Origin of the sequence: Flectobacillus sp. BAB-3569, from assembly GCF_002270355.1 — a bacterium.
Classification (GTDB): Bacteria; Bacteroidota; Bacteroidia; order Cytophagales; family Spirosomataceae; genus Flectobacillus; species Flectobacillus roseus.
Genome location: NZ_NJFZ01000022.1, coordinates 51767 through 74328, shown reverse-complemented (window position 1 = coordinate 74328; position 22562 = coordinate 51767). Strand labels below are relative to the sequence as shown.

Here is a 22562-nt window from a genome sequence, read left to right as displayed (position 1 = left end):
TAACAACCATTCCCTACTAAACTCAACTTATTTTCAACTATCCAATCATCTAAATCAAACTATTTGACTATGCATTCAGCTTTTCTTGGCGAACTAATCGGAACAGCAGTTTTAATTTATCTTGGCAATGGCGTAGTAGCCAATGTTTTGCTTAAACATTCTAAAGGCGAAAACGCTGGCTGGATGGTCATTACCACTGGCTGGGCAATGGCAGTTACCATTGGAATCTTTGTCTCTACGGCATTTGGGAGTCCGGCGGCACATCTTAATCCTGCGGTTACAGTAGCGATGGCTTGTAAGTCTGGTGACTGGTCAAATGCGGGTTCATTCATATTAGCACAAATTTTGGGAGGAATCATAGGAGCAACATTGGTGTGGATTCACTATCATCCACATTGGGAAAAGACCGAAGATGCGGGATTAAAGCTTGCTTGTTTTTCGACATCTCCCGCTATCAATAAACCTATCGCTAACGTAATGAGTGAGCTATTAGGAACACTTTTGCTCATTATTGTTCTGGGAGCTTTACCGAGTGTACCAAATCAATTAGGACCTTATGCAGTAGGTTTATTAGTATGGGCTATTGGCTTATCATTAGGCGGTACAACAGGATATGCAATTAACCCTGCTAGAGATTTAGGTCCACGCATTGCACATGCGATATTACCTATTGCTGGTAAAGGAGGTTCTGATTGGCAATATGCTTGGGTTCCTGTAGCAGGACCTATCATTGGTGCTATTATTGGAGGATTAGTAATTGCGCAGCTTAGTTTTTGAGTGCGTTAGTGATTGACCGAATAAGTGATTTAATTTTACCCTCTTGAGACGCAATGATTGCGTCTCAAGAAGGTTCATTTCAAAATATAGTATCAAAAAGGCGTTCGAAATTAGTTTTTCGAACGCCTTTTTTTTTACAAACAATTAAGAAATAACCTCAATATTGAAACTAGGAATGACTCATGTTTACGTTGATACTCCTATGCTATATCTAATTTGGCTTGAGACGCAATCATTGCGTCTCTACTGCGAGAATACATATTCTTTAACCCTATTCCGTTTTGGCTTTGATTACCTTTACGGTAGTTCTTCTGTTTTTTTGATGCTCACGTTCGGTGCAACTTACACCGTCAGAACAACCATTTACTAATAATGATTCGCCGTATCCTTTAGCCAACATTCTGTTACGATCGACACCTTTGCTGGCAATATAATCTACAGCAGCTTGAGCACGCTTTGAAGATAAATTAAGGTTTTCTTGAGCATCACCTCTGCTATCGGTATGAGAACCTAATTCGATAATCATACTTGGGTTTTTCATCAAAGTTGCAGCCAATTTATCTAACTCTCTGGCAGCATCTTTTCTAATTTTGGCGCTACCCATATCATAATAGATGTTGTCAATGGTGATTAGATCGCCTTCTTTGAACATACCCAAATCTTGGGAAACAACTTTTGGTCTAACTTTTTTAATAACCTTATTAATTTTATTGACCGTAGTTCCATAACCGTCCTTTGATACTTCGAGGGTATAGTCACAACCTTCTTCCATATCAAAAGCATATACCCCATCAGGACCTGTGACAACTTGTTGTTTGGAGCCATCGCACTCATTAATAAAAGTTACGAGTACGCCTTCAATGGGGGTTTTCTCTATTTCGGTTTTTACAACCCCTTTCAACTGTGATACTTTCTCTGTTTTGGTGGTATCCGTTGGTTGAACAATCTCTACAGGAGCAGAGTTTTTGGGTTGCACCTCTGGCTGTGTTACAATAGGGCCACCTTGTTTGCGCAAAGGAATATCCATAGCAGACGGGGCATTATCAGATTCGCCTTTTGTCGAAAAGCCAAGAATATTGGTATTATATCCTTCTCTTTTTACCGAAATCACATAATCTGTATCACGATTGACGCAAAACTGTGTTTGCCCAGATTCATTTGTCAATAATTTTTCTTCGGTTCCTCCTTTTGCTAACAAACTCACTTCGGCTTTTCCGATTGGACTTTTTGTTTCTCCATCTACAATGGTCAATAACATTTGTCGACAATCATAAACATCTGCTTTTTTAGTAAATCTATAAATATCGTCATCATCACCTCGGCGCCTATCGCTACTAAAATATCCATTCAACCTTTGTCCATCGGTAATAATACCAAAGTCATCATTTTCAGAATTGAACGGTTCGCCAATATTCAACGGAGAACGATTTGGAAGTCCATTTTGAGTAGAAAAAATAAAGATATCTAAGCCACCTGCACCCTTTAGACCATCAGAGGCAAAGTAGACATTACCTCGCTCATCCACAAACGGAAATACCTCTGTTCCTTTTGTATTTACTTCTTTACCAAGATTACTTGGAGTACCCCATTTGCCATCTTTATACTCAACCACCCAAATATCCATGCCTCCTTGACCACCTTTACGATCTGATGCAAAATACAAGTAACGTCCATCTTTTGACCAAGCTGGGTGTGCTGTAGAAAAATCATCGCCATTAAAAGGTAATTCTATGGCTTCGCCCCAACCCGATTCTCCCATTTCGGCCATATACAATTTTAGCTTCGTAACATTATCTTCACTTTTTCCTTGAGAACCTTCATTGAAGTTATTTCTAGTAAAAATGATTTTTGAAAAATCACTACTAAAAGTGGCAGGACCCTCATGAAATTTAGTATTCAGGGTTTTACTAAAAACCTCTGATTCTGCAACTTTACCTTTAACAGATGGTTTACTTGCAATCGTCTCTTCAGGTAGTGTTTCGAAATAATTAACTGTTTTGGAGTCGTTGGCAGTAACTCTTGTATAAAAGTCTTTCCCCAACTTTGAAGGGCCAGTTTTTACAACTTTTTGCTTAGGAGCATCCAAGGCCTCCTCCGAAATCCCTGTCACTTTATTAATATCGCTGATATAGTACAAATCCAAATAACCACTATTTCCAACCAAACTACTTCCTGTACCCTTTCCAGAACAAAACACCAATCCATTCTTATAATACATAGGACTGAACTCGGGTTTTGTGGTATTAAAATCAAGATATTCGACTAAATATCGTCCATTTTGTGTAAAGGGATCATTGGATATTCTGGCTACAGTTGATGGCTGATACTGGCGAGTATCGTCACGAAGAGAAGCTGACAAATTATTGTACTTTTCAAACCATTCTTGCGCTTCCTTAAATTTATTATTTTGTACTAGCACTTGAGCAAAATACAAATAGGATCTCATTTGATCGTCCGAAAAATTGGCAGGAATATCAAAGGCTTTGCGGTAGGTTTGTTCCGAATTTTCAAATTTACCCACGGCTTTGTAACTGTATGCCAGTTGTAAAAGCGCAGACAAACGTTCGGAAGTACTAAGTTTTTGAGGATTATTTTGAAGAACTTGTTCAAATTTGGGTATCGCAGTCACAAAACTAGACACCTCAAAATGTCGAGTAGCATCTTTGAGTAAGGAGTTACTGTTTTGAGACCAGACAGCTGCACTCTGTATCAAGCTCAATATCAGTACAAATAATTTCTTTTTAACTTTAGGCATTGTGTTAATGGGGGGTTGTAAAAGAAGTGCCTCAAAAGGCCTAGAATCTTCATTTCTAATCGATTGAAAACACCTTCCCAATCCAATTAAAGCATAAATCATGCCAAGCAAGGATTGGATTTTTCTTATATGATTAACCTTATTTTTTCGTAAATCTATGGCGAAAATGGGGGTTATACTTTTACCAAAAACTGCCATTTTAGGTAGTTTAAGGCATAATCTGTTTCAAAGCTCTATGGTATTGAGATAGTTTTATAAATTTGTACCTCAACAATGCAAAGACTATGCTCAAAAGCTTTTACAATGAATCTTTAATCGAGGCTGGGCTCGACGAAGCTGGACGTGGATGTTTGGCTGGTCCTGTAGTGGCGGCGGCAGTAATTCTACCCAAATATTACGAACACGAGCTCTTAAACGATTCGAAGCAACTCAACAAAAAACAACGTGAAGCGCTTCGCTTAGACATTCAGCGCGATGCCTTGGCGTGGGCAGTGGCAGAAGTATCCAATATCGAAATCGACCAAATAAATATTCTCAAAGCAAGCATGAAAGCCATGCACTTGGCGGTTGACCAATTACAAATACGACCTGAACATTTGCTAATAGATGGCAATCGTTTTCCCAACTACCCGATGATTCCTCATACTTGTATTGTCAAAGGTGATGCCAAATTTCTCAATATTGCCGCAGCTTCGGTATTAGCCAAGACTTTTAGAGATGATTTAATGGAAGAACTAGCAAAAATCTATCCACATTATGGCTGGGAGCAAAATGCAGGCTATCCTACCCCAAAACACCGCAAGGCAATTCAGGAATTTGGAACAACCCCCTTGCACCGAATGACATTTAAAATGTAAATTGAGTAAATTTCGTTAAGCACTTTTCAAGAATTACCATGGGAATAAGAGCCATCTTGGCAAAACCTTTTGCTGCATATGTTATTAGTCAACGAAAAAAATGGGAGAAAAATGCCGTTGAAACGCAGCTAAATCTCATGAAATCGTTGCTTCAACAAGCCTCGAATACTGTATTTGGAAAAGACCACAAATTCTCGGAAATCAATGATTATGAGCAATTTAAACAAAATATACCTATCAACGACTACGAAGGGCTTAAAAGCTATGTTGAAAGGGTAGTTGCTGGGGAACCTGATATTTTATGGCCAAACAAGCCTTTGTATTTTGCCAAAACCTCTGGCACAACATCTGGAGTAAAATACATTCCGATTTCGAAAGAATCTATTGGCTTTCATATCAATGGCGCTCGTGATGCCTTATTGAGCTATGTACACGAATCAGGCAATTCTTCATTTCTTGATAAAAAATTAATATTCCTTTCTGGTTCGCCCGAAATGACGATGAAACATGGTATTCATGTAGGTCGTTTGTCGGGAATTGTGAATCACCATGTGCCAGATTATTTGAGAAGTAATCAATTACCAAGCTATGATACCAATTGCATGGACGATTGGGAAGCCAAGCTTGATAAAATTATTGATGAAACACTTCCCGAAAATATGTCATTGATTTCGGGGATTCCACCTTGGGTACAGATGTACTTTGACCGTATTCAGGCTCGTACTGGCAAAAAAATCAAAGATGTATTTCCTGACTTTTCGGTATTTGTATACGGTGGGGTAAATTTTGAACCTTATCGTGCCAAATTATTCGAATCTATTGGCAAGAAAATAGATTCTATCGAAACCTATCCAGCCTCTGAAGGATTCATTGCCTATCAGGATTCTCAAAAAGCTGAAGGTTTATTGTTACTCTTAAACTCTGGGGTATTTTACGAATTTATTCCAGCAGAAGATTACTTCAAGCCCAACCCTCGTAGACTACATATTGGAGAGGTTGAATTGGGAGTGAATTATGCGCTCATTATGAATACCAATGCAGGTTTGTGGGGCTATTCGATTGGAGATACTGTCAAATTTGTATCTCTCGATCCATATCGCATTGTAGTGTCTGGGCGTATCAAGCACTTTATTTCTGCCTTTGGAGAACACGTAATTGGCGAAGAAGTAGAAAAGGCGATGCAATACGCGATGCAAAAACATCCTGAGGTTGAATTAGTAGAGTTTACGGTAGCGCCGCAAGTAACACCACCAGAAGGCGGTTTGCCTTATCATGAATGGTTGGTAGAGTTTGCCAAAGCACCAAATAACCTTGAGGCTTTTGCTCATGATCTTGATGAAAAACTTACTCAGCTTAACGTCTATTATGATGATTTGATTACGGGAAATATTCTGCAAAGACTCAAAATCAGAGCCTTAGCCCCAAATGCCTTTATCGACTATATGAAGTCTCAAGGCAAATTAGGCGGTCAAAATAAAGTTCCTCGCTTATCGAACGACCGTAAAATTGCGGATGAGATATAAGTGAGGGGAAAGTAAACAGGGACAAAGGCACAAAGTGATATTACAACTTTGTGCCTTTGTTTTTTTAGTCATATCTATTACGTAGTCTGTGAAAAATTTCAAGAACTAAACATTTCGAATGTCAGAAGTATAGCCTGCTTTCTTAGACTCATATTTTATAAAAACTATTATATGTCAATCTATTTCCGAAATCAAAAATCCCAAATCCGCAATAGTTTACAAATCCTCATACAGCTCTAATTCCTATTGCTCGATTTTGGTGTTGAGTTTGCTAAGTTGCTTTACATCTACCAATCTAATCACATCTTTTTTAGAGAATTTAATCATCCACAATCCTAGTAAATCTCCTTTTTTACGAAAATCTAAACTATCAATTTTGGTTTTAGTCAGAAGTTCCTGCAACTGTGTTTTTGACGCACTCTTCAACTGATTTTCCAAGACAATTGGCGAGGTAAAATACAAATGTTCTTGGTCTTCGCTCATTTGAATATTATCAATTTGAGGCAGATGGTTTTCGGCATTGTATTGGTAGGCATCTAATATTTCATTTACTTTTTTGCCCAACGCAGGATTTTGCAATTTGATTGGACTGCCGATTTCTATCCCAATACGATATGTTTTTTGTAATGAATCAATAACACGAGTATCAAGGATATTTTTAACAAAACTTTTGTTCAAATCTTGTGTTATTTTTTTCCCCCAATCATCTACTTGCGCTGTAATTTGTGCGCTATTGATACGTTTTACCTGTCTTTCTTTGAGTTCTTTTACAGCCGCAGTTGTATCAACTCTCTTGCTAAAATCACAAGATTGTAAGCCTATAATAAGGGCTAATAGTCCTATTCCAAATGTTAGTTTTTTCATTGCGATATCGATGGTTTTGCCATTTTACAAATATACAACAGAGCTTAGTCTAGTAAACAAAAAAGCCTCTATTGATTTAGAGGCTTTTTTGTTTTAGCTTTTGGCAAAATGTTTTCTTTATTTTATCAGAAATACTGTTACACTTTTAGCTTACGACATAGCACTCAACATTTAATACATAAAGTATTACATTCGCAATTCAAGATTCACAATTCTACATTAATGCTTACCATCTTCCTCTTCTACCACGATATGAATAGCGAGAATGCCCTCTGTTGTCGGGCACTATAATTACTCTTCTTGGCGGTGGTACCGCATATCTATAAGCTGGGCGACCGTAATAGGGTCTGCGATAACCATAATCGTATCCACGCACATGGGTCACACACGATGACATCAAGGTTGTAAGTCCTATCAACAGAGCCACCAATAGGCTATATTTTTTGAATTTTAGATTTTCCATAGCTTTAAATATTTGATAGTCAATTAAGAAGTTAGTATCGATTAGACAAATGTACTTTTAGGAGGTTTATTTCAAAGTCTTAAAATCAAAAGCAAATAGGTGTAGCTGAAGGAAAAAATAGCTCTCCTATGAACCAAAATTCAAGAGAATCATCTTTTCTTTTGCAGGTATCTATATATTAGACAATAACCATACATTTTTCCCCTATTTTATGGGAAAGAATTTTGTATCTTTGCACCCTGAAAATGAGAAATCTAAATTGAGTCAGCCTCCTCAACAGTACCCTGTCACTTCACTGGCTCATAAAACATATAACATCCACAACCAATGATAGAACAACTAGAAGCCATCCGAGAACGCTTTGAAGAGGTTGCTCAACAAATTACGCAACCAGAAATCGTTTCGGATATGAAGAAATTCAAGACGATTAGTAAAGAATATAAAGACCTCGAAAAGATTGTTAATCAATACAAAGATTATCAAAACGTATTGTCAAACATCGAGTCGGCTAAAGAAGTAATTGCTACTGAGAAAGATGAAGAGTTTCGTGATATGGCTAAAGCTGAATTAGAAGAGCTTTTGCCTCAAAGAGACGAAATGGAAAGCGTTTTAAAAGAATTATTGATTCCTAAAGACCCTAACGATTCGAAGAACATTATCCTTGAAGTTCGTGCTGGTACAGGTGGTGACGAAGCTGGTATTTTTGCGGGAGACCTTTTCCGTATGTACCAACGTTTTTGTGCAAACCAAGGCTGGCAGTTCCAAATCATGGATTTTACCGAAGCTTCTTCTGGCGGCTACAAAGAGATTATCGTAAGTGTACAAGGCGAAGATGTATATGGTAAAATGAAATTCGAATCAGGCGTTCACCGTGTACAACGTGTGCCTGCTACCGAATCTCAAGGTCGTATCCATACGTCGGCAGCAACGGTTGCGGTACTTCCTGAAGCAGACGAAGTTGACGTTGTTATCAACATGAATGATATCCGTAAAGATACCTTCTGTTCGTCAGGTGCGGGTGGTCAGTCTGTAAACACCACTTATTCGGCGGTACGTGTAACTCACCTTCCAACAGGCTTGGTTGTACAATGTCAGGATGAGCGTTCTCAGATTAAAAACTTTGAGAAAGCCATGACCGTATTACGTTCACGTATTTATGAAATCGAATTAGAAAAACAACAGTCGGCTATTGCTGGTAACCGTCGCTCGATGGTAGGGTCAGGTGACCGTTCTGATAAAATTCGTACATACAACTATCCACAAGGTCGTGTAACCGACCACCGTATTGGTTATACAGTTTATAACCTTCCTGTAGTAATGGATGGTGAAATTGGTGATTTTATCGATAACCTTCGTATTGCTGAAAATGCAGAAAAATTGAAAGAAGGAGCAGTTTAGGTATTAATACGCTCTAGGCTATAAGCCGTAGGCATTAGGCAAAAAATTATAGGCATGATATTGAAAATACTTATGCTTATGGCATATAGCTTAATACTTATTGCGGGTAAAATTTAATTTTTGTGCTTTAGGCTTTCAGAGGTAAGCTTTGGTGAAAAGCATGTTAAAACTCTTTGCCTAGTGCCTGTTGCCGTGTGCCTAGGCATTTTTTTGCACAATTACTTGAATCTCTATTTATACAAAAGCTCATGTCAATGCCTTGACATGAGCTTTTACTTTTTCACCTATTTGTCTTTTTTACTTAAGGTCTTTTCTTGGCGATAAAAAACCTTCCAACTTCACAATCCAGTACAGTAGATATTCGTCCCAAGTCTGTGACAGACATGGATACTCGATCATTTTCAATTTTTGATAAATAGGATTGTGACATGCCGAGTAACTCGGCAAGATGTGATTGTTTGAAACCTTTTTCTTTACGAACTTTTTTGACGATAGAACCTCTGAATTGCATAGAGTTAATGTTTGGAGATTAAACTAATTTGTGTAGCGATAACGTATCTATAAACGTTTTAGTAATACTTTTTCTTGTAGAAATATTCCTGTAAAGAATAATTGAAATGTTAAAAAGCTTGCAAAAGGTCTTTTTTGAGCCAAACTTTACTCAAAACACATCCATATACACTTAGCTTTTAATATTTCTATGCACAAGTTTTATCTGTGGGCTTTTTTCCTATTTATTACCCTTCAAAGCCTTTCTCAAACCTTAAGCGGCTATGTCCGCGAAGCCAAAAGTCAAGAATCTCTCAGCGATGTACACATTCGAGTCAAAAATGCTCGAATCGGTACCACTTCCAATGTCTATGGTTTTTACTCCATCAAACTTGATGCAAGTCGAGAATATGAATTGGAGTTTTCGAAGGTGGGTTATCAAAGCTTTTCAAAAAAATTCTACTGACAGCCAATCAAACTCTTATCGTCGAACTCACGCCGTCTAATACACTTTTGGAGGAAGTAAAAGTTCATAACACAGCCAATGAAGACCCTAGTACGCTGTCTTTACCAATGTCGGATGTAAAACAGTTACCTTCTTTTTTGGGAGAAAAAGACGTCCTAAAAACCTTTCAATTATTGCCTGGGGTTCAAAAAGGCAATGAAGGCTCACAAGGGTTGTCGGTACGGGGTGGCGGCTCAGATCAAAATTTATTACTACTCGACGACGCCGTTGTGTATAATGCTTATCACTTATTTGGTTTCTTTTCGGTATTCAACAACGATGCTATCAAGCAAGCAGATCTTTATAAAGGAGGCTTCTCGGCCAAATATGGCGGACGCACTTCCTCCGTATTAGATATGCAAATGAAAGAAGGAAGTCACGAGAAATTTCATGGAGAAGGCAGTATTGGGCTACTCAGCAGTAAAATTACTTTGGAAGGACCCATCAAATTCAAATACCCTACTTCCTATATCGTTTCGGCACGCAGAACGTATGTCGATTTGATATTACCCAGAAGCCTTGATATAAAAAATACCAGTTTTTATGATTTAAACGCTAAGATTAATACCGAATTCAATGCGCACAATCGCTTGTATTTGAGTGGTTATTTTGGAAGAGATGTCTCAAAAGATGTTACCAAGTATTACACTTCTGGTTTTGGCTGGGGCAATGCCACCGCAACACTTCGCTGGAATCACCTTTTTTCGGATAAAGTCTTTGCTAATACTTCCCTAATTTTTAGTCACTTTCGATTTAAGATTTTTCAAGAAGAAAATTTTGGACAAAGGTTTTATGAAGAATATTACTCTCAAATACAAGATGTTGGGTTAAAATCTGATTTTGATATTTATCTCAATCCTGCTCATACACTCAAAGCAGGAATATTAGCAACGCATCACCAATTTACCCCAAGTGCCTATATCTACAATCAATATTCGCAAAGCACAAACACCGCTAGAATTAAGGAAACCAATGGTATAGAAAGCGCTATTTATCTTGAAGACACTTGGCGTATTTCAGAAAAAATGCAGGTACGTGCTGGCTTAAGAGCATCTAACTATTTTGTGGATAGCAAAGCCTATCACAATCTCGAACCTCGCTTGAATGCTTCTTTTCAAGTCACCGAAAGTGTAAATATTAAGGCTTCTTACGCAAGAATGAACCAGTATTTGCACTTATTATCCAATTCTTCGTTAGACTTGCCTACAGATTTATGGGTTTCGTCAAGTGCCAAAATTCCTCCGCAACGCTCAGACCAAGTGACTTTGGGTTTTACGAAAAACTTCAAAAATTCTCCTTTTTCTATTTCTATAGAAGCATATCATAAATCTTTAGAAAACGTGATTGGATACAAAGATGGAGCCAGTTTTTTACTATTAGACATCAAAGCTAATAAACGACTGGATGGCTCTAACTGGGAAGACAATATTGCCATAGGCACAGGAAAGGCCTACGGAATGGAAGTTTTGCTACAGAAAAATACGGGTCGCCTAACGGGATGGATGAGTTATACGTTATCGCAGGTCAAACATCATTTTGCAGACTTGAACAATGGGAAAGAGTTTTTCCCTCGCTACGACCGTCGTCATGCTTTATCGTTGGTTGGTATTTATCAGCTCAAGACTCATATTACCTTGTCTAGTTCGTGGATTTATGCCACAGGGAATGCTTTAACAGTTCCTATTGGGCAATATATACCCGAAACTCATCAGTTCCCTGTCCAGTCAGACTACCCAACTTCAGATGGTTCGCTCGTAGTGGCACGTGTTTATAATGAAAGAGGAAACTTTAAAGCAGCGGATTATCATCGTTTGGATGTGAATGTTCGTTTTTCAAAACAAAAGAAAAAATTTCTGCGTGTCTGGGAGTTGGGCGTATTCAATGCTTACAACCGCGTAAATCCTTTTTACTATGAAAGTCAAGACGCTCCTAATTCAACACAGCGTAAACTTTACCGCAAAGGTTTATTTCCAATTATTCCATCTATTAGTTATCAAATCAAATTCTAACCTATGAAAAAGTGTATCTATCTTTTTGCCCTACTACTCACCATGTGCAGTTGTGAAAATTTTGGTGTTTTTGAGGAAGATTCTATCGTAAAATCAACCACCCAGCCGTATGTATTATGTTTTTTATCGCCTCAAGATACCGTCATTCAGGTGACAGTCAAAATGACGACACCCACTGTCGGCGAGGGTTCAGGCTCTTCAAATCAATACATTAGCAATGCTAGAGTAGTTTTACGAAATGAACAAAATCAAGAGGTAATTCTTCAGTGGAATGAACAGTTGAAAAAATATCTTTCGTCAAAAAGCTTTTTCAAAATTGAAGCTCAAAAACAATATCGCTTATTTGTCACTACACCCAAGGGAGATAGTGTTTCTGCCAGTTGTATTATTCCTAGCACGATTGACTCCAATACGGTTTCGGTAACCAGAGCCCCTTTTAATCCTGAAAATCCTATGGCTTCTTTGCCATACTATTTACGGTGGAAAGATATTGGAAATGAGAAAAACTACTATGCCGTTTTTGGTCTCAACTATGAAACAGATACACTTGAGCACAAGACCTATCTTACAGGTGTAGATGCGCAGCGAACTATTTCTGACGACAATATTCAAAATGGCATAATCGAATATCCGATTGTAGGCAGTATCTATCCTTACAAAAGATTGGCGAAAAGCCATATAGGTAATTTTATGTTTTATATCTGTCAGACCGACGAGCATTATTATCGTTACCACAAAGAATTTTCACAAATCAATGACCTCCCCAGTAGTGAGCCCATGAAGCTACATTCAAACATGATAGGGGGATATGGCGTTTTTGCTGGTTACAACGGCGTAATGCTGAGAGCAGACAAATGGTACGAATAGGAATGATGAATTGTCCTTGTCTAGTTCGAGACTTAGTCTCGGACTAGCTTTTGTTGCAGTTTGTAAACTGTACAAAAATAAGTCCAAGACAAAGTCTTGAACTAGTAATTAACTAAAAATACATTCACAATTCACAACTCATCATTCCTACTTATCATGCTTATCATGCTTACCAAGGCGGCTCAAGGTTTCGCGAGAAACGCCCAGATAGGCAGCAATCAAGGTTTTTGAAACCCTTTGAAAGAGTTGTGGATATTGGGTCAAAAGCAAATCGTACTTTTCTTGAGCTGAGTTTTGCAATAAAGACAAAATACGTTTTTGGAGTGCTACATAACCAGCATTAGATTTTTTTCTAAAAAAATGCTCCATCGCATGCCACTTGCGACAAATTTGCTCACGTGCTTCGTAGGTAAGTTCCAAGACTTCACAGGGCTCTAGGGCTTCTACGCACATGGTGGCACGTGCCTGCGAAGCGTGCGCAGGGAAATCTGAAACCCACCAACTTTCTAAGGCAAATTGTACGATATGCTCACGTCCATGCTCATCGTGACAAAAGGTTTTGAGGCACCCCTTTACCACAAAATATTCTTGTAAAACAGTTTCCCCTCCACGAATGAGCAGTTCTTTTCTTTTTACCAGTTTGGGTTTAAAAAAAGTAAAAACCTCCTCGAACGTATCTTCGTCAATCTCAACAATTTCGGCAATATGGTTTCGTAAAAAAGTCTTTGCATCCATAAAACAAAAATACATTGGTATCGACGAATACCAATGTATGGAGGCAAAAGATGTGTTATGGAGCGAGTGAAAGGATATTGAGAGGTTTGGGATAAACCCCTTTTATCTACATCTCCAATCACCCATTCACCAACTGTTCTTCCTCGTAAGTCTTCCAGTCTATATACCCTTCCAAGGTCAAGCCATAATGTAGTGCTCGGTTGGGTGGGGTCATTGGCCAATTGTTTTTGAGGCGTTCCACCAAGTCTGGATTAGCGATAAAGTCCTCGCCAAAACCAGCCAAATCAATGAGATTAGCATTGATTAGTTCTTCTGATTTTTGACGATTCATTCCTCCTGCCAAAATAACTACGCCATTGTACCAAGTACGAAAACGCGCCAAGAATCCATCAGGCAAAGCATAGCTACCTCTCGATTGTTGGTCCATGATGTGGATAAATGCAATACCACGTTTTGCCAGCTCTTCAGCGAGGTATTGATAGGTCGTCTCGATTTCATCATAATGCGGCAATTCATGCAAACCACCATAAGGGGTCAAACGAATCGCCACTTTTGAAGCACCAATTTCGGCAATACAAGCATCTATGGCTTCAAGCAAAAATCTTGAGCGATTTTGAGTCGTACCACCATATTCATCGGTACGATTGTTAATCATTGGATTTAAAAATTGTTCAATCAAATAACCATTCGCTCCGTGAAGCTCTACCCCATCAAAACCTGCCTTGATGGCATTTTGGGCTGCATTGGCAAAATCCTTTACTACTTCTTTTACCTCTTCAGTAGTCAAAGCACGAGGTTTTGAACATTTCACAAAGGTCTCTTTGCCATTTTCATCATATCCCCAAGCAAAAGAATTTTCGGCTTGAATATCCGACGCTCCTACTGGCGCCTGACCATTGGGCTGATTGGATACGTGCGAGACACGTCCGACATGCCACAACTGCGTAAAGATTTTAGTATCTTTTTGATGTACGGCTGAAGTTACTTTTTTCCAGCCTTCAACTTGTTCGGCAGTATAAAGCCCAGGAATATGTAACACTCCCATAGCCGTATTCGAAATGGCTGTTCCTTCGGTAATGATAAGTCCAGCGCCAGAACGTTGCTGATAATAAAGTGCATTATTATCGTTAGGAATTCCATCGAAATTGCGAGCACGTGTCATGGGTGCCATCACAATTCTATTTTTCAATGCCAATGTTCCAACCGTAGTTGGTTCGAATAGATTGATTGTTGAGTTCATTTTTTGTAAAAGGGTTTGAGGGAACAGGCACAGAGGCACAAAGTGTAAAATTAATTCGAGGAGAATCCCCTTTGTGCCTTTGAACCTGTACACTTTATCACTTATTTTTCAATACTACAACCACTTCCTCTGCCATTTTCTTAGCAGATTGAGGGTTTTGACCTGTTACTAATTTGCCATCTACCACCACATATTCAGACCATGCTGGAGCTGATGAATAATGAACACCACGCTTTTTAAGTTCGTCTTCTAATGAAAATGGTACCACTTTCTCTAGTTTCACCGCAATTTCTTCCACATTTGAAAAACCTGCTACGTTTTTTCCTTCCAGCAAATAGCGATTATCTCCCAAACGAATATTCAATAAGCCCGAAGGACCGTGACAAACAGCACTAACCACACCACCTTTTTCGTAAATTTTACTCGCTATTTTGGCTAATTCTTCATTATTAGGAAAATCCCACATGGTACCATGTCCTCCTGCATAATGAATTGCCACGTAATTTGAGGCTTTTACTTGTTTGGGCGTAAGTGTATGGTCTAATTTGTTTTTGTAAACAGCGTTTTCCCAAAACTCTTTGTTTACTTTATCTGTCAAATCAAATCCATCAACAGGAGGCTGCCCGCCTTGTGGACTTACAAAGTCAACTTCATAACCTGCTTTGGTAAACACCTCCCAAGGGTGACTTACTTCACTCAAATAATATCCTGTTTGTTTACCAGTATTACCCAATTCGGCATGACTTGAAAGCACAAATAAGATTTTTCCTTTTGATTTTGTCTGGGCAATACCCCAGAAGGACAACACGCTCAGAGCGATTGTCAATACGATGTTTTTCATAAAATAATTAATTTGATGGCGGATTGTGGATGTTGGATTGCGGAAGAGTAATCTACTTTTTAAGTTATGTTTTGTAAAAAATAAAAGTATTTCCTGCATTTCCGAAATCAGAAATCTCCAATCCGAAATTATTAGTGCCTAACTTATTCACTAAATACACCATAGTCGGTGTATCCAGCGGCTCCACCTCCAAAGTATTTGGTGCGGTCGCCTTCGTTGAGAGGCCAGTTATTTTGCAGTCGAGCAGGTAGGTCTGGATTGGCAATAAATGGACGACCAAAGGCAATCATATCAGCCCATCCTTCTGCCAAGGCTTTTTCTGCACGCTCCTTACTATACTTTCCTGCATAAATCATCGTGCCTTTAAACGCTTGACGAAGTGCGTTTTTGAAAGCAATAGGCATATCTGGCGCATTATCCCAATCTGCTTCGGCAATATGGATGTATGCCACACCCAAATCTTGTAGCAAAGTTGCCGCCGCCAAATACGTTTCTTCAGGGTTGTCATCGACACAGCCTTGAAGGGTAGTCAAAGGTGCTAACCTCACTCCTACACGCTCTTTGCCTACTATTTGGCACAGAGTTTCCACCACTTCTTTCAAAAAGCGAAGTCGGTTTTCCAAGCTTCCTCCGTATTCGTCGGTACGAGTATTGGCTTGGCTGTCGATAAATTGATTGATGAGATACCCATTAGCAGCATGAAGCTCTACCCCATCAAAACCTGCCTCTAGGGCATTTTGGGCAGCTTTTGCAAAATCTTGGACAATTTCCTTGATTTCAGGAATAGTCAACGGACGTGGTGCTGAGTGTTGAATCATACCTCCAACTCCAGCTTCTGGACCTTTATTTTCTGGGTCAATAAATACTTTTACTCCCTCCGCTACTAAAGGCGATGAAGACACTGGCGCTTGACCATCGGGTTGTAGAGAAGTATGCGATACACGCCCAACATGCCATAGTTGAGCAAACATTACCCCACCCTCTTGATGAACGGCATTGGTGACTTTTTGCCAGCCTGCTACTTGCTCTGGTGTATAAATCCCAGGCGTCCAAGCGTAGCCTTGACCTTGCTTAGATATTTGTGTTCCTTCCGAAATAATTAGGCCTGCTGAAGCTCTTTGGCTATAATATTCGGCCATAAGGTCGGTTGCTACGTCACCTTTTGCAGCTCTCGAACGTGTCATAGGTGGCATGACAATACGATTCTTAAGCAAAATATTTCCTAACGAATATGACTTAAATAACATAACTCATCTTGTTTTGATTGATGTTACAAAGTTCATACAAAGCAGGCATTCTAACCTGTGACCTAGGTCACAAGTTTATGCTACGTAGGGACAAAGGCAACAGGCACAAAGGCACAAAGTGTTATAAACCCACTCTGTGCCTCTGTGCCTATGCCACTTTGCCTCTCTTTATATTTTCTTCACATAAAAATGTGTATCTACAGCCATGATTGGGAAGCTTGCTGGTAAATCTTGTTTGGGAAGATAGGTAAAGCCATTTCTTTCATAAAAACGAATAGCGGCTTGTAAGCGCTCTATAGTGCCGAGATAGAGATGTTGCATTTGTGCTTCTTGCGCTTTTGTCGTAAGCGTGTCCAGCAGTTTTTGGGCAATACCTAATTCTTTTCCTCTAAATTCCTTCTTCACAAACATTTTACGGATAGCACCAATAGGTCTACCACAGTCGATGAGGGCAATGGTACCTACTACCTCATCACCTTGTACAGCCACCCAAAAGTTGCCATTGCCTTGTTGATAAAAATTGGGAATTTCTAATAAATCGGGTTGGTCTTGGATAGTGATTGGCACCTGAAACTCCACCTGTTGAATAGTCAGAATCAAATTTACAATTTGCTCTGTGTCTTGCGATTGAAAAGTTCTAATTTGAATCATCGGGATAGTATAAATGCTGAATGATGAATTGCGAATTGTGAGTACAAAATAAGATTGAATCATTTAGCTTTCGGTTATCAGCTATGGGCACTCGTAAAATGTTTCTTTGGTTTCCTAGAAAAGAAAAGATATTAAACCTTTTATAGAGCATAATACATACAGCATAGTAGTACAATTTTACTTAGCACTTCAAAATAAGTAATCACTTACGTAACTATTTACGAAATTAAAAAAATGGATAAATAATTCAACATTTTTACTTAATTTTTTTGATAAACTCGAATAAAAAAGCGCGGTAGGTGCGAAAGAACACCAACTATCGTGAAGTCTTTCGCACCTACCGCGCTATAAAAGAAATATAAGACAATATTTAATAACTTGTATTTTAGGCAAGGACAAAGGACAACTCACAACTCAAAACTCATTACTTAAAACTCTCTCTATTCTTTCGATAACTTAAATGAAAAAGAGGTGCCTTTATCAGGTTTGGACGCTACCGTAATTTTGGTTTTATGTGCATTCAAAATATGCTTTACAATAGCCAACCCTAATCCAGAAGAACCATCCGAGCGACTGCGGGCTTTATCGACACGGTAAAAACGCTCGAAAATTCGGCTCAAATGTTCTGGAGCGATCCCAGGTCCATTGTCTTTTACCGAAATACGCCAGTCTTTCTTTTCATCTTCAAAAACAACTAATACTTTTCCATCTTCATTACCGTATTTAATCGCATTTTCAACCAAATTGGTAATCACTTGACCTATTCGCTGTGCATCGGCTTTTACCCAAACTTGAGTTTCTGGCGATTTTATTTGCAGACTTACATTTTTGGTTTCGGCTTTACTTTCTAATTGCTCAAAAACCTCTTTCGTAATTTGTTTGACATCTATTCGCTCTCTATTCATGCGAATATCGCCTGTTTCCATTTGAGAGAGTGTCAATAAATCTTTCACCAAAATATCTAGCCCATCCAAACTTTTGGCAGCTTTGGTCAAGAACTTTACTCGTACACGCTCGTCGTCCATGGCGCCATCTAATAGCGTATGAACAAAACCTTGCGCCGCAAAAATGGGTGTTTTGAGTTCGTGCGATACGTTGGCCAAAAACTCACGACGATATTTTTCAAGTCGTTTTAACTCATTTACCTCTTGTTCCTTTTTGGAAACATAGACAAACAATTCGTCATTCAATTTTTTAAGTGGATTGGCATTTTTGTAGAGTTTTTTGCGAGAAACCCCAAAATCTTTCATCTTCAAACGATTGATGGTATCATACATCTTGTTGATTTCTTGAAATACCAGATAATCAAGCGTGAAATAGATGAGCAATCCTGCAATAATAAATGAAGCGATAAAACAGATAAAGAGAATGTTGGCGTTGGCCTCGGGCAAAAAAGAGAGAAAAGAAGTCGTAAAAATGGCAATTACTACCGAAAGTAGTGTGGCCAACAACTTGGGATTTAATAACATAACTTCAACTTTAAGGAATAATTCATCAAAGTTTGGGCTTTTTTTCGAAACTCTTAGTGTTTGTTGTGTTAAATCTCAGGATATGCAAGCAAAAACTTTGTACCTTTGCACTTTGAAAGCATAATTATGGAACTGAATCAATTATCTGCCATTTCTCCAGTCGATGGACGCTACCGCAAGCAAGTAGAAAGTCTTGCTCCTTATTTCTCAGAATTCGGACTAATCAAGTACCGTGTCCTTATCGAAATTGAGTATTTTATTGCGCTCTGCGAAATTCCATTGCCACAACTCGAAGGTGTCAGCAAAGACCTTTTTGGTGCCTTGCGTGATATTTATCGCAATTTCACTGAAGAAGATGCCCTTTGGATTAAAGAAACTGAAAAAGTAACCAACCACGACGTAAAGGCGGTTGAGTACTTTATCAAACATAAACTAAGCAACTTTGGTATTGAACAATACCTTGAGTTTATCCACTTTGGTTTGACTTCGCAAGATGTCAACAACACTGCTATCCCGCTTTCGTTGAAAGATGCGATGGATACGGTTGTTTTACCAAAACTTCAAGAGGTTATTGAAAAAATCAAAGCCTTGGGTGAAGAGTGGAAAGATGTCGCTTTATTGGCACACACACATGGTCAACCTGCCTCTCCTACTCGTTTGGGTAAAGAGTTTTGGGTATTTGCCGAACGTCTTGAGCGTCAAATGGACTTATTGAAAACGATTCCTTACTCTGCCAAATTTGGTGGTGCAACAGGTAACTTCAATGCTCATAATGTAGCATATCCCGAAACTAGCTGGATTGATTTCGGTAACAACTTCGTAGGTTCTTTGGGTTTGTCTCGTAGCAAATACACTACACAAATCGAGCATTATGATAACTTGGCGGCTTTGATGGACAACCTCAAACGCCTTAATAATATTGTATTAGACCTTGACCGTGATGTTTGGACATACGTATCAATGGGCTATTTCAAGCAAAAAATCAAGGCAGGTGAAGTTGGTTCGTCGGCAATGCCACACAAAGTAAACCCGATTGATTTTGAAAACTCAGAAGGTAACGTAGGTATTGCCAATGCTTTGTATGAGTTTTTGGCGGCAAAATTACCAGTTTCTCGTTTGCAACGTGACCTTACTGACTCTACGGTATTGCGTAATTTGGGTGTACCAGTAGCACATCAGATTATTGCATTGACGGCCTTATTGAGAGGTTTGAACAAATTGGAATTGAACCAAGATGCTATCAATACTGACCTTGAAGATAACTGGGCCGTTGTAGCCGAAGCGATTCAAACGATTTTACGTCGTGAAGGTTATCCACAACCTTATGAGGCATTGAAAGCCTTGACTCGTAAAAACGAAAAAATCACGTCAAAAACAATTGCAAACTTTATCGATTCGCTTGAGATTAGCGATAAAGTGAAATATGAATTAAAACGTATTTCTCCGTTTAATTACCTTGGAATCTTGGAGTAAGATATTGGTCTTCAGCTATTGGCAATAAGTTTTCAGCAACAAAAGCTGTTTTTCTAAAGTGCTCAAAAGTAAGATTAATGCCTTTATTCTATCATTTTTGTATTTTTTTGAAAAACTTTTTTTGAAAAACAAAATTTCGAATTAAGTTTGCAAAAAATACAAAAGCAGATTTTCTAAAAAATGACAACAAATTTCAAAAATACAGCATGGTGGTGGCAACTGACGATACTCGGTTGAGCAGTACCTTATTGTGTTTTCGGAAAAAAATATATCATTCGAAAAGACCTACTGTTCAACCAGTAGGTCTTTTTTTATGTCCAATAGATTTTGCCAAAAGTTAACCATTGATTCTAACAGGTAGCAAACCTACCACACCCTAACATCATGAAATTTACCGTTCAGACCGTTCAGAAAAAGAAGTTAGCCGACACGATTACTCCAGTGGGGGTATTTCTTAAACTAAGAAACAAGTTTAAGAATACCGTAATTCTAGAAAGTGCTGATTATCATGGCAAAGAGCATGGCTACAGCCATATTGCGTGTGATCCAGTGGCAAGTTTTATCATCGACAACGATGTGGTAACTCAAACTTTCCCCGATGGTACCGTCGAAACATTTACCTTGGCTCGTCGCAAAGATGCTGTACAAGCTTTGTTGAATTTTGCTGAAAGATTTGAATGGAACAGACAACCTGATTATGCGCCAATGGCCAACGGGATGTTTGGACATATTTCATATGATGCTGTAGAGTATTTTGAGGATATTGAGATTCAAGAAAAGAACGAGAATACCGAAATTCCGCAGATTATCTATTATGTATATCGTTATGTAATTGCGATTAATCACTTCAAAGATGAGCTTTCGTTGTATGCCCACGAATACAATGATACAGCAGCACCATCTTTAGAATCGCTCGAAATGTTGCTTGATTTGCCTCACTATGCGACAAAATCATTTACGGTAACTGGCGATGAAATCACAAACGTTACTGATGATGAAATGCGTGAGGTAATCAAAATTTGTATTCAGCACTGCTTGCGTGGGGATGTATTCCAAATTGTACCTTCACGCCGTTTTAGCCGTACTTTTGAAGGTGATGATTTCCAAGTATATCGTGCGTTGCGTTCGATTAACCCATCGCCATATATGTTTTATTTTGATTATGAAAACTATCGTATTTTTGGGGCATCGCCTGAAAAACAAATTCAAATCAAAAACGGACTCGCTGAAATTCACCCAATTGCAGGCACATTCCGTCGTACGGGTGACGACGAAAAAGATGCCGAATTGGCTCGTCAGCTCCACGCCGACCCTAAAGAATCAGCCGAACATGTTATGCTAGTTGACTTAGCACGCAACGACTTGTCGCGTAGCTCGGATATTGTTAAAGTTGAAACTTTCAAGGAAGTTCAATTCTTCTCACATGTAATCCACTTGGTATCGAAGGTTACAGGTCACATGACAGCTGGCACAAACCCATTGCAATTGGTTGCAGATACTTTCCCTGCTGGAACACTGTCTGGCGCACCAAAACACAATGCTATGACCATCATCAATCGCCTCGAAACTACCAACCGTCACATCTACGGTGGAGCAATTGGGTACATGGACTTCCAAGGTAATTTTAACCATGCTATTGCCATTCGTACATTCTTGAGCAAAAACAACACACTTTATTACCAAGCAGGAATGGGTGTAGTAGCAAAATCTGTTATCGAAAGCGAAATGCAGGAAGTACACAACAAATTAGCTGCCTTGCGCAAAGCATTGGAAGTAGCCGAACAAATCTAGTATTCAACTGACTTTTGGGTCAAATCGCATAAAAACATGAAAATCTTAGTACTCGACAATTACGACTCTTTTGTATATAATCTTGTATATATTCTCAAAGATTTAGGAAACGACGTGGACGTTTTCAGAAATGATAAAATTGCTTTAGAAGAAGTAAAAAAATATGATAAAATCCTTCTATCTCCAGGACCAGGTATTCCTGAAGAAGCAGGCATTTTACTAGACGTTATCAAAGAATACGCTCCGAGCAAAAGTATTTTTGGCGTTTGCCTTGGTCACCAAGCTATTGGTGAAGCTTTTGGAGCTAAGCTTCTCAATATGGGCGATGTACTACATGGGGTAACTACAAAATGTATCATTACTCAACCCAACGAAGTACTTTTTCAGGGCGTACCAAAAGAGGTAGATGTATGTCGTTATCACTCATGGACGGTTGTTCCAGAAACAATGCCTGAGGATTTGATTATCACAGCTGTAGACGAAAAAGGTTTTGTAATGGCCGAAGCTCATACCAAATACGATATTCGTGGGGTACAGTTTCACCCAGAAGCATATCTTACTCAGTTTGGAGTCAAAATGGTTGAAAACTGGGTAAAAAGCTAATGACT

The 22562-nt window shown here is 38.8% G+C and carries 20 protein-coding genes; 10 read left to right on the top strand and 10 right to left on the bottom strand.

Going from position 1 to position 22562, the window contains the following annotated elements:
• Positions 1-69 precede the first annotated feature (69 nt).
• Positions 70-777 carry an MIP/aquaporin family protein gene (locus tag BWI92_RS20245; protein ID WP_095166214.1) on the top strand — a complete coding sequence of 236 codons (708 nt, stop codon included), beginning with the start codon at positions 70-72 and terminating at the stop codon, positions 775-777.
• A gap of 271 nt (positions 778-1048) precedes the next feature.
• Here BWI92_RS20245 and BWI92_RS20240 read toward each other — a convergent pair whose 3' ends face one another.
• Positions 1049-3532 carry a carboxypeptidase regulatory-like domain-containing protein gene (locus BWI92_RS20240; protein ID WP_166579618.1) on the bottom strand — a complete coding sequence of 828 codons (2484 nt, stop codon included), beginning with the start codon at positions 3530-3532 and terminating at the stop codon, positions 1049-1051.
• Positions 3533-3816: 284 nt separating this feature from the next.
• Between BWI92_RS20240 and BWI92_RS20235 the strand changes: the two genes are divergently transcribed.
• Positions 3817-4389: a ribonuclease HII gene (locus BWI92_RS20235; RefSeq protein WP_095166210.1), complete on the top strand. Its 573-nt coding sequence runs from the start codon at positions 3817-3819 to the stop codon at positions 4387-4389.
• A 38-nt stretch (positions 4390-4427) separates the two neighbouring features.
• Complete coding sequence (locus tag BWI92_RS20230) at positions 4428-5912, top strand: GH3 auxin-responsive promoter family protein (protein WP_095166208.1); 1485 nt, start codon at positions 4428-4430, stop codon at positions 5910-5912.
• Between the two features lie 243 nt (positions 5913-6155).
• Here BWI92_RS20230 and BWI92_RS20225 read toward each other — a convergent pair whose 3' ends face one another.
• Entirely contained in the window at positions 6156-6776 is a 621-nt protein-coding gene (locus BWI92_RS20225; RefSeq protein WP_095166206.1) for a hypothetical protein, read from the bottom strand.
• Positions 6777-7002: 226 nt separating this feature from the next.
• Complete coding sequence (locus BWI92_RS27060) at positions 7003-7239, bottom strand: hypothetical protein (RefSeq protein WP_141234850.1); 237 nt, start codon at positions 7237-7239, stop codon at positions 7003-7005.
• A gap of 327 nt (positions 7240-7566) precedes the next feature.
• Between BWI92_RS27060 and prfA the strand changes: the two genes are divergently transcribed.
• The gene (gene prfA / locus BWI92_RS20220; protein WP_095166204.1) at positions 7567-8637 is read left to right on the top strand and encodes a peptide chain release factor 1; all 1071 of its coding nucleotides are present in this window, start codon (positions 7567-7569) and stop codon (positions 8635-8637) included.
• A 301-nt stretch (positions 8638-8938) separates the two neighbouring features.
• On the opposite strand, the gene BWI92_RS20215 is transcribed toward prfA, so the two are convergent.
• A complete protein-coding gene (locus tag BWI92_RS20215) occupies positions 8939-9148 on the bottom strand; it encodes a helix-turn-helix domain-containing protein (RefSeq protein WP_095166202.1) in 210 nt (69 codons plus the stop codon).
• A gap of 189 nt (positions 9149-9337) precedes the next feature.
• Between BWI92_RS20215 and BWI92_RS20210 the strand changes: the two genes are divergently transcribed.
• Genes BWI92_RS20210 through BWI92_RS20200 form a run of 3 tightly spaced genes read left to right on the top strand, consistent with a single transcriptional unit; the run spans position 9338 to position 12507 of the window.
• Positions 9338-9592 (top strand): carboxypeptidase-like regulatory domain-containing protein, encoded by a 255-nt coding sequence (locus tag BWI92_RS20210; RefSeq protein WP_095166200.1) that lies wholly within the window; start codon positions 9338-9340, stop codon positions 9590-9592.
• A 47-nt stretch (positions 9593-9639) separates the two neighbouring features.
• Complete coding sequence (locus BWI92_RS20205) at positions 9640-11640, top strand: TonB-dependent siderophore receptor (RefSeq protein WP_095166198.1); 2001 nt, start codon at positions 9640-9642, stop codon at positions 11638-11640.
• 3 nt (positions 11641-11643) lie between these two features.
• Positions 11644-12507, top strand: a complete 864-nt coding sequence (locus tag BWI92_RS20200; RefSeq protein WP_095166196.1) for a DUF4249 domain-containing protein — start codon at positions 11644-11646, stop codon at positions 12505-12507.
• A gap of 147 nt (positions 12508-12654) precedes the next feature.
• On the opposite strand, the gene BWI92_RS20195 is transcribed toward BWI92_RS20200, so the two are convergent.
• The 6 genes from BWI92_RS20195 to BWI92_RS20170 form a co-directional block, all read right to left on the bottom strand.
• Positions 12655-13242 (bottom strand): Crp/Fnr family transcriptional regulator, encoded by a 588-nt coding sequence (locus BWI92_RS20195; protein WP_095166194.1) that lies wholly within the window; start codon positions 13240-13242, stop codon positions 12655-12657.
• A gap of 118 nt (positions 13243-13360) precedes the next feature.
• A complete protein-coding gene (locus BWI92_RS20190) occupies positions 13361-14482 on the bottom strand; it encodes an alkene reductase (protein ID WP_095166192.1) in 1122 nt (373 codons plus the stop codon).
• 97 nt (positions 14483-14579) lie between these two features.
• Positions 14580-15323, bottom strand: coding sequence for a type 1 glutamine amidotransferase domain-containing protein (locus BWI92_RS20185; RefSeq protein WP_095166190.1), 744 nt, complete (start codon positions 15321-15323; stop codon positions 14580-14582).
• Between the two features lie 143 nt (positions 15324-15466).
• Positions 15467-16570 (bottom strand): alkene reductase, encoded by a 1104-nt coding sequence (locus BWI92_RS20180; protein ID WP_095166188.1) that lies wholly within the window; start codon positions 16568-16570, stop codon positions 15467-15469.
• A gap of 168 nt (positions 16571-16738) precedes the next feature.
• Positions 16739-17284: a GNAT family N-acetyltransferase gene (locus tag BWI92_RS20175; protein WP_217903456.1), complete on the bottom strand. Its 546-nt coding sequence runs from the start codon at positions 17282-17284 to the stop codon at positions 16739-16741.
• 377 nt (positions 17285-17661) lie between these two features.
• Complete coding sequence (locus BWI92_RS20170; protein ID WP_095166186.1) at positions 17662-18690, bottom strand: cell wall metabolism sensor histidine kinase WalK; 1029 nt, start codon at positions 18688-18690, stop codon at positions 17662-17664.
• A 126-nt stretch (positions 18691-18816) separates the two neighbouring features.
• Between BWI92_RS20170 and purB the strand changes: the two genes are divergently transcribed.
• The 3 genes from purB to BWI92_RS20155 all read left to right on the top strand — a co-directional run bounded on the left by purB (position 18817) and on the right by BWI92_RS20155 (position 22557).
• Complete coding sequence (gene purB, locus BWI92_RS20165; protein WP_095166184.1) at positions 18817-20163, top strand: adenylosuccinate lyase; 1347 nt, start codon at positions 18817-18819, stop codon at positions 20161-20163.
• 384 nt (positions 20164-20547) lie between these two features.
• The gene (locus BWI92_RS20160) at positions 20548-21954 is read left to right on the top strand and encodes an anthranilate synthase component I family protein (protein WP_095166183.1); all 1407 of its coding nucleotides are present in this window, start codon (positions 20548-20550) and stop codon (positions 21952-21954) included.
• Between the two features lie 36 nt (positions 21955-21990).
• The gene (locus BWI92_RS20155; protein ID WP_095166181.1) at positions 21991-22557 is read left to right on the top strand and encodes an aminodeoxychorismate/anthranilate synthase component II; all 567 of its coding nucleotides are present in this window, start codon (positions 21991-21993) and stop codon (positions 22555-22557) included.
• Positions 22558-22562 lie beyond the last annotated feature (5 nt).

Coding starts and splice junctions, on each gene's coding strand:
- BWI92_RS20245 (WP_095166214.1), top strand. CDS start 70: ATGCATTCAGCTTTTCTTGGCGAACTAATCGGAACAGCAGTTTTAATT.
- BWI92_RS20240 (WP_166579618.1), bottom strand. CDS start 3,532: ATGCCTAAAGTTAAAAAGAAATTATTTGTACTGATATTGAGCTTGATA.
- BWI92_RS20235 (WP_095166210.1), top strand. CDS start 3,817: ATGCTCAAAAGCTTTTACAATGAATCTTTAATCGAGGCTGGGCTCGAC.
- BWI92_RS20230 (WP_095166208.1), top strand. CDS start 4,428: ATGGGAATAAGAGCCATCTTGGCAAAACCTTTTGCTGCATATGTTATT.
- BWI92_RS20225 (WP_095166206.1), bottom strand. CDS start 6,776: ATGAAAAAACTAACATTTGGAATAGGACTATTAGCCCTTATTATAGGC.
- BWI92_RS27060 (WP_141234850.1), bottom strand. CDS start 7,239: ATGGAAAATCTAAAATTCAAAAAATATAGCCTATTGGTGGCTCTGTTG.
- prfA (WP_095166204.1), top strand. CDS start 7,567: ATGATAGAACAACTAGAAGCCATCCGAGAACGCTTTGAAGAGGTTGCT.
- BWI92_RS20215 (WP_095166202.1), bottom strand. CDS start 9,148: ATGCAATTCAGAGGTTCTATCGTCAAAAAAGTTCGTAAAGAAAAAGGT.
- BWI92_RS20210 (WP_095166200.1), top strand. CDS start 9,338: ATGCACAAGTTTTATCTGTGGGCTTTTTTCCTATTTATTACCCTTCAA.
- BWI92_RS20200 (WP_095166196.1), top strand. CDS start 11,644: ATGAAAAAGTGTATCTATCTTTTTGCCCTACTACTCACCATGTGCAGT.
- BWI92_RS20195 (WP_095166194.1), bottom strand. CDS start 13,242: ATGGATGCAAAGACTTTTTTACGAAACCATATTGCCGAAATTGTTGAG.
- BWI92_RS20190 (WP_095166192.1), bottom strand. CDS start 14,482: ATGAACTCAACAATCAATCTATTCGAACCAACTACGGTTGGAACATTG.
- BWI92_RS20185 (WP_095166190.1), bottom strand. CDS start 15,323: ATGAAAAACATCGTATTGACAATCGCTCTGAGCGTGTTGTCCTTCTGG.
- BWI92_RS20180 (WP_095166188.1), bottom strand. CDS start 16,570: ATGTTATTTAAGTCATATTCGTTAGGAAATATTTTGCTTAAGAATCGT.
- BWI92_RS20175 (WP_217903456.1), bottom strand. CDS start 17,284: ATGATTCAATCTTATTTTGTACTCACAATTCGCAATTCATCATTCAGC.
- BWI92_RS20170 (WP_095166186.1), bottom strand. CDS start 18,690: ATGTTATTAAATCCCAAGTTGTTGGCCACACTACTTTCGGTAGTAATT.
- purB (WP_095166184.1), top strand. CDS start 18,817: ATGGAACTGAATCAATTATCTGCCATTTCTCCAGTCGATGGACGCTAC.
- BWI92_RS20160 (WP_095166183.1), top strand. CDS start 20,548: ATGAAATTTACCGTTCAGACCGTTCAGAAAAAGAAGTTAGCCGACACG.
- BWI92_RS20155 (WP_095166181.1), top strand. CDS start 21,991: ATGAAAATCTTAGTACTCGACAATTACGACTCTTTTGTATATAATCTT.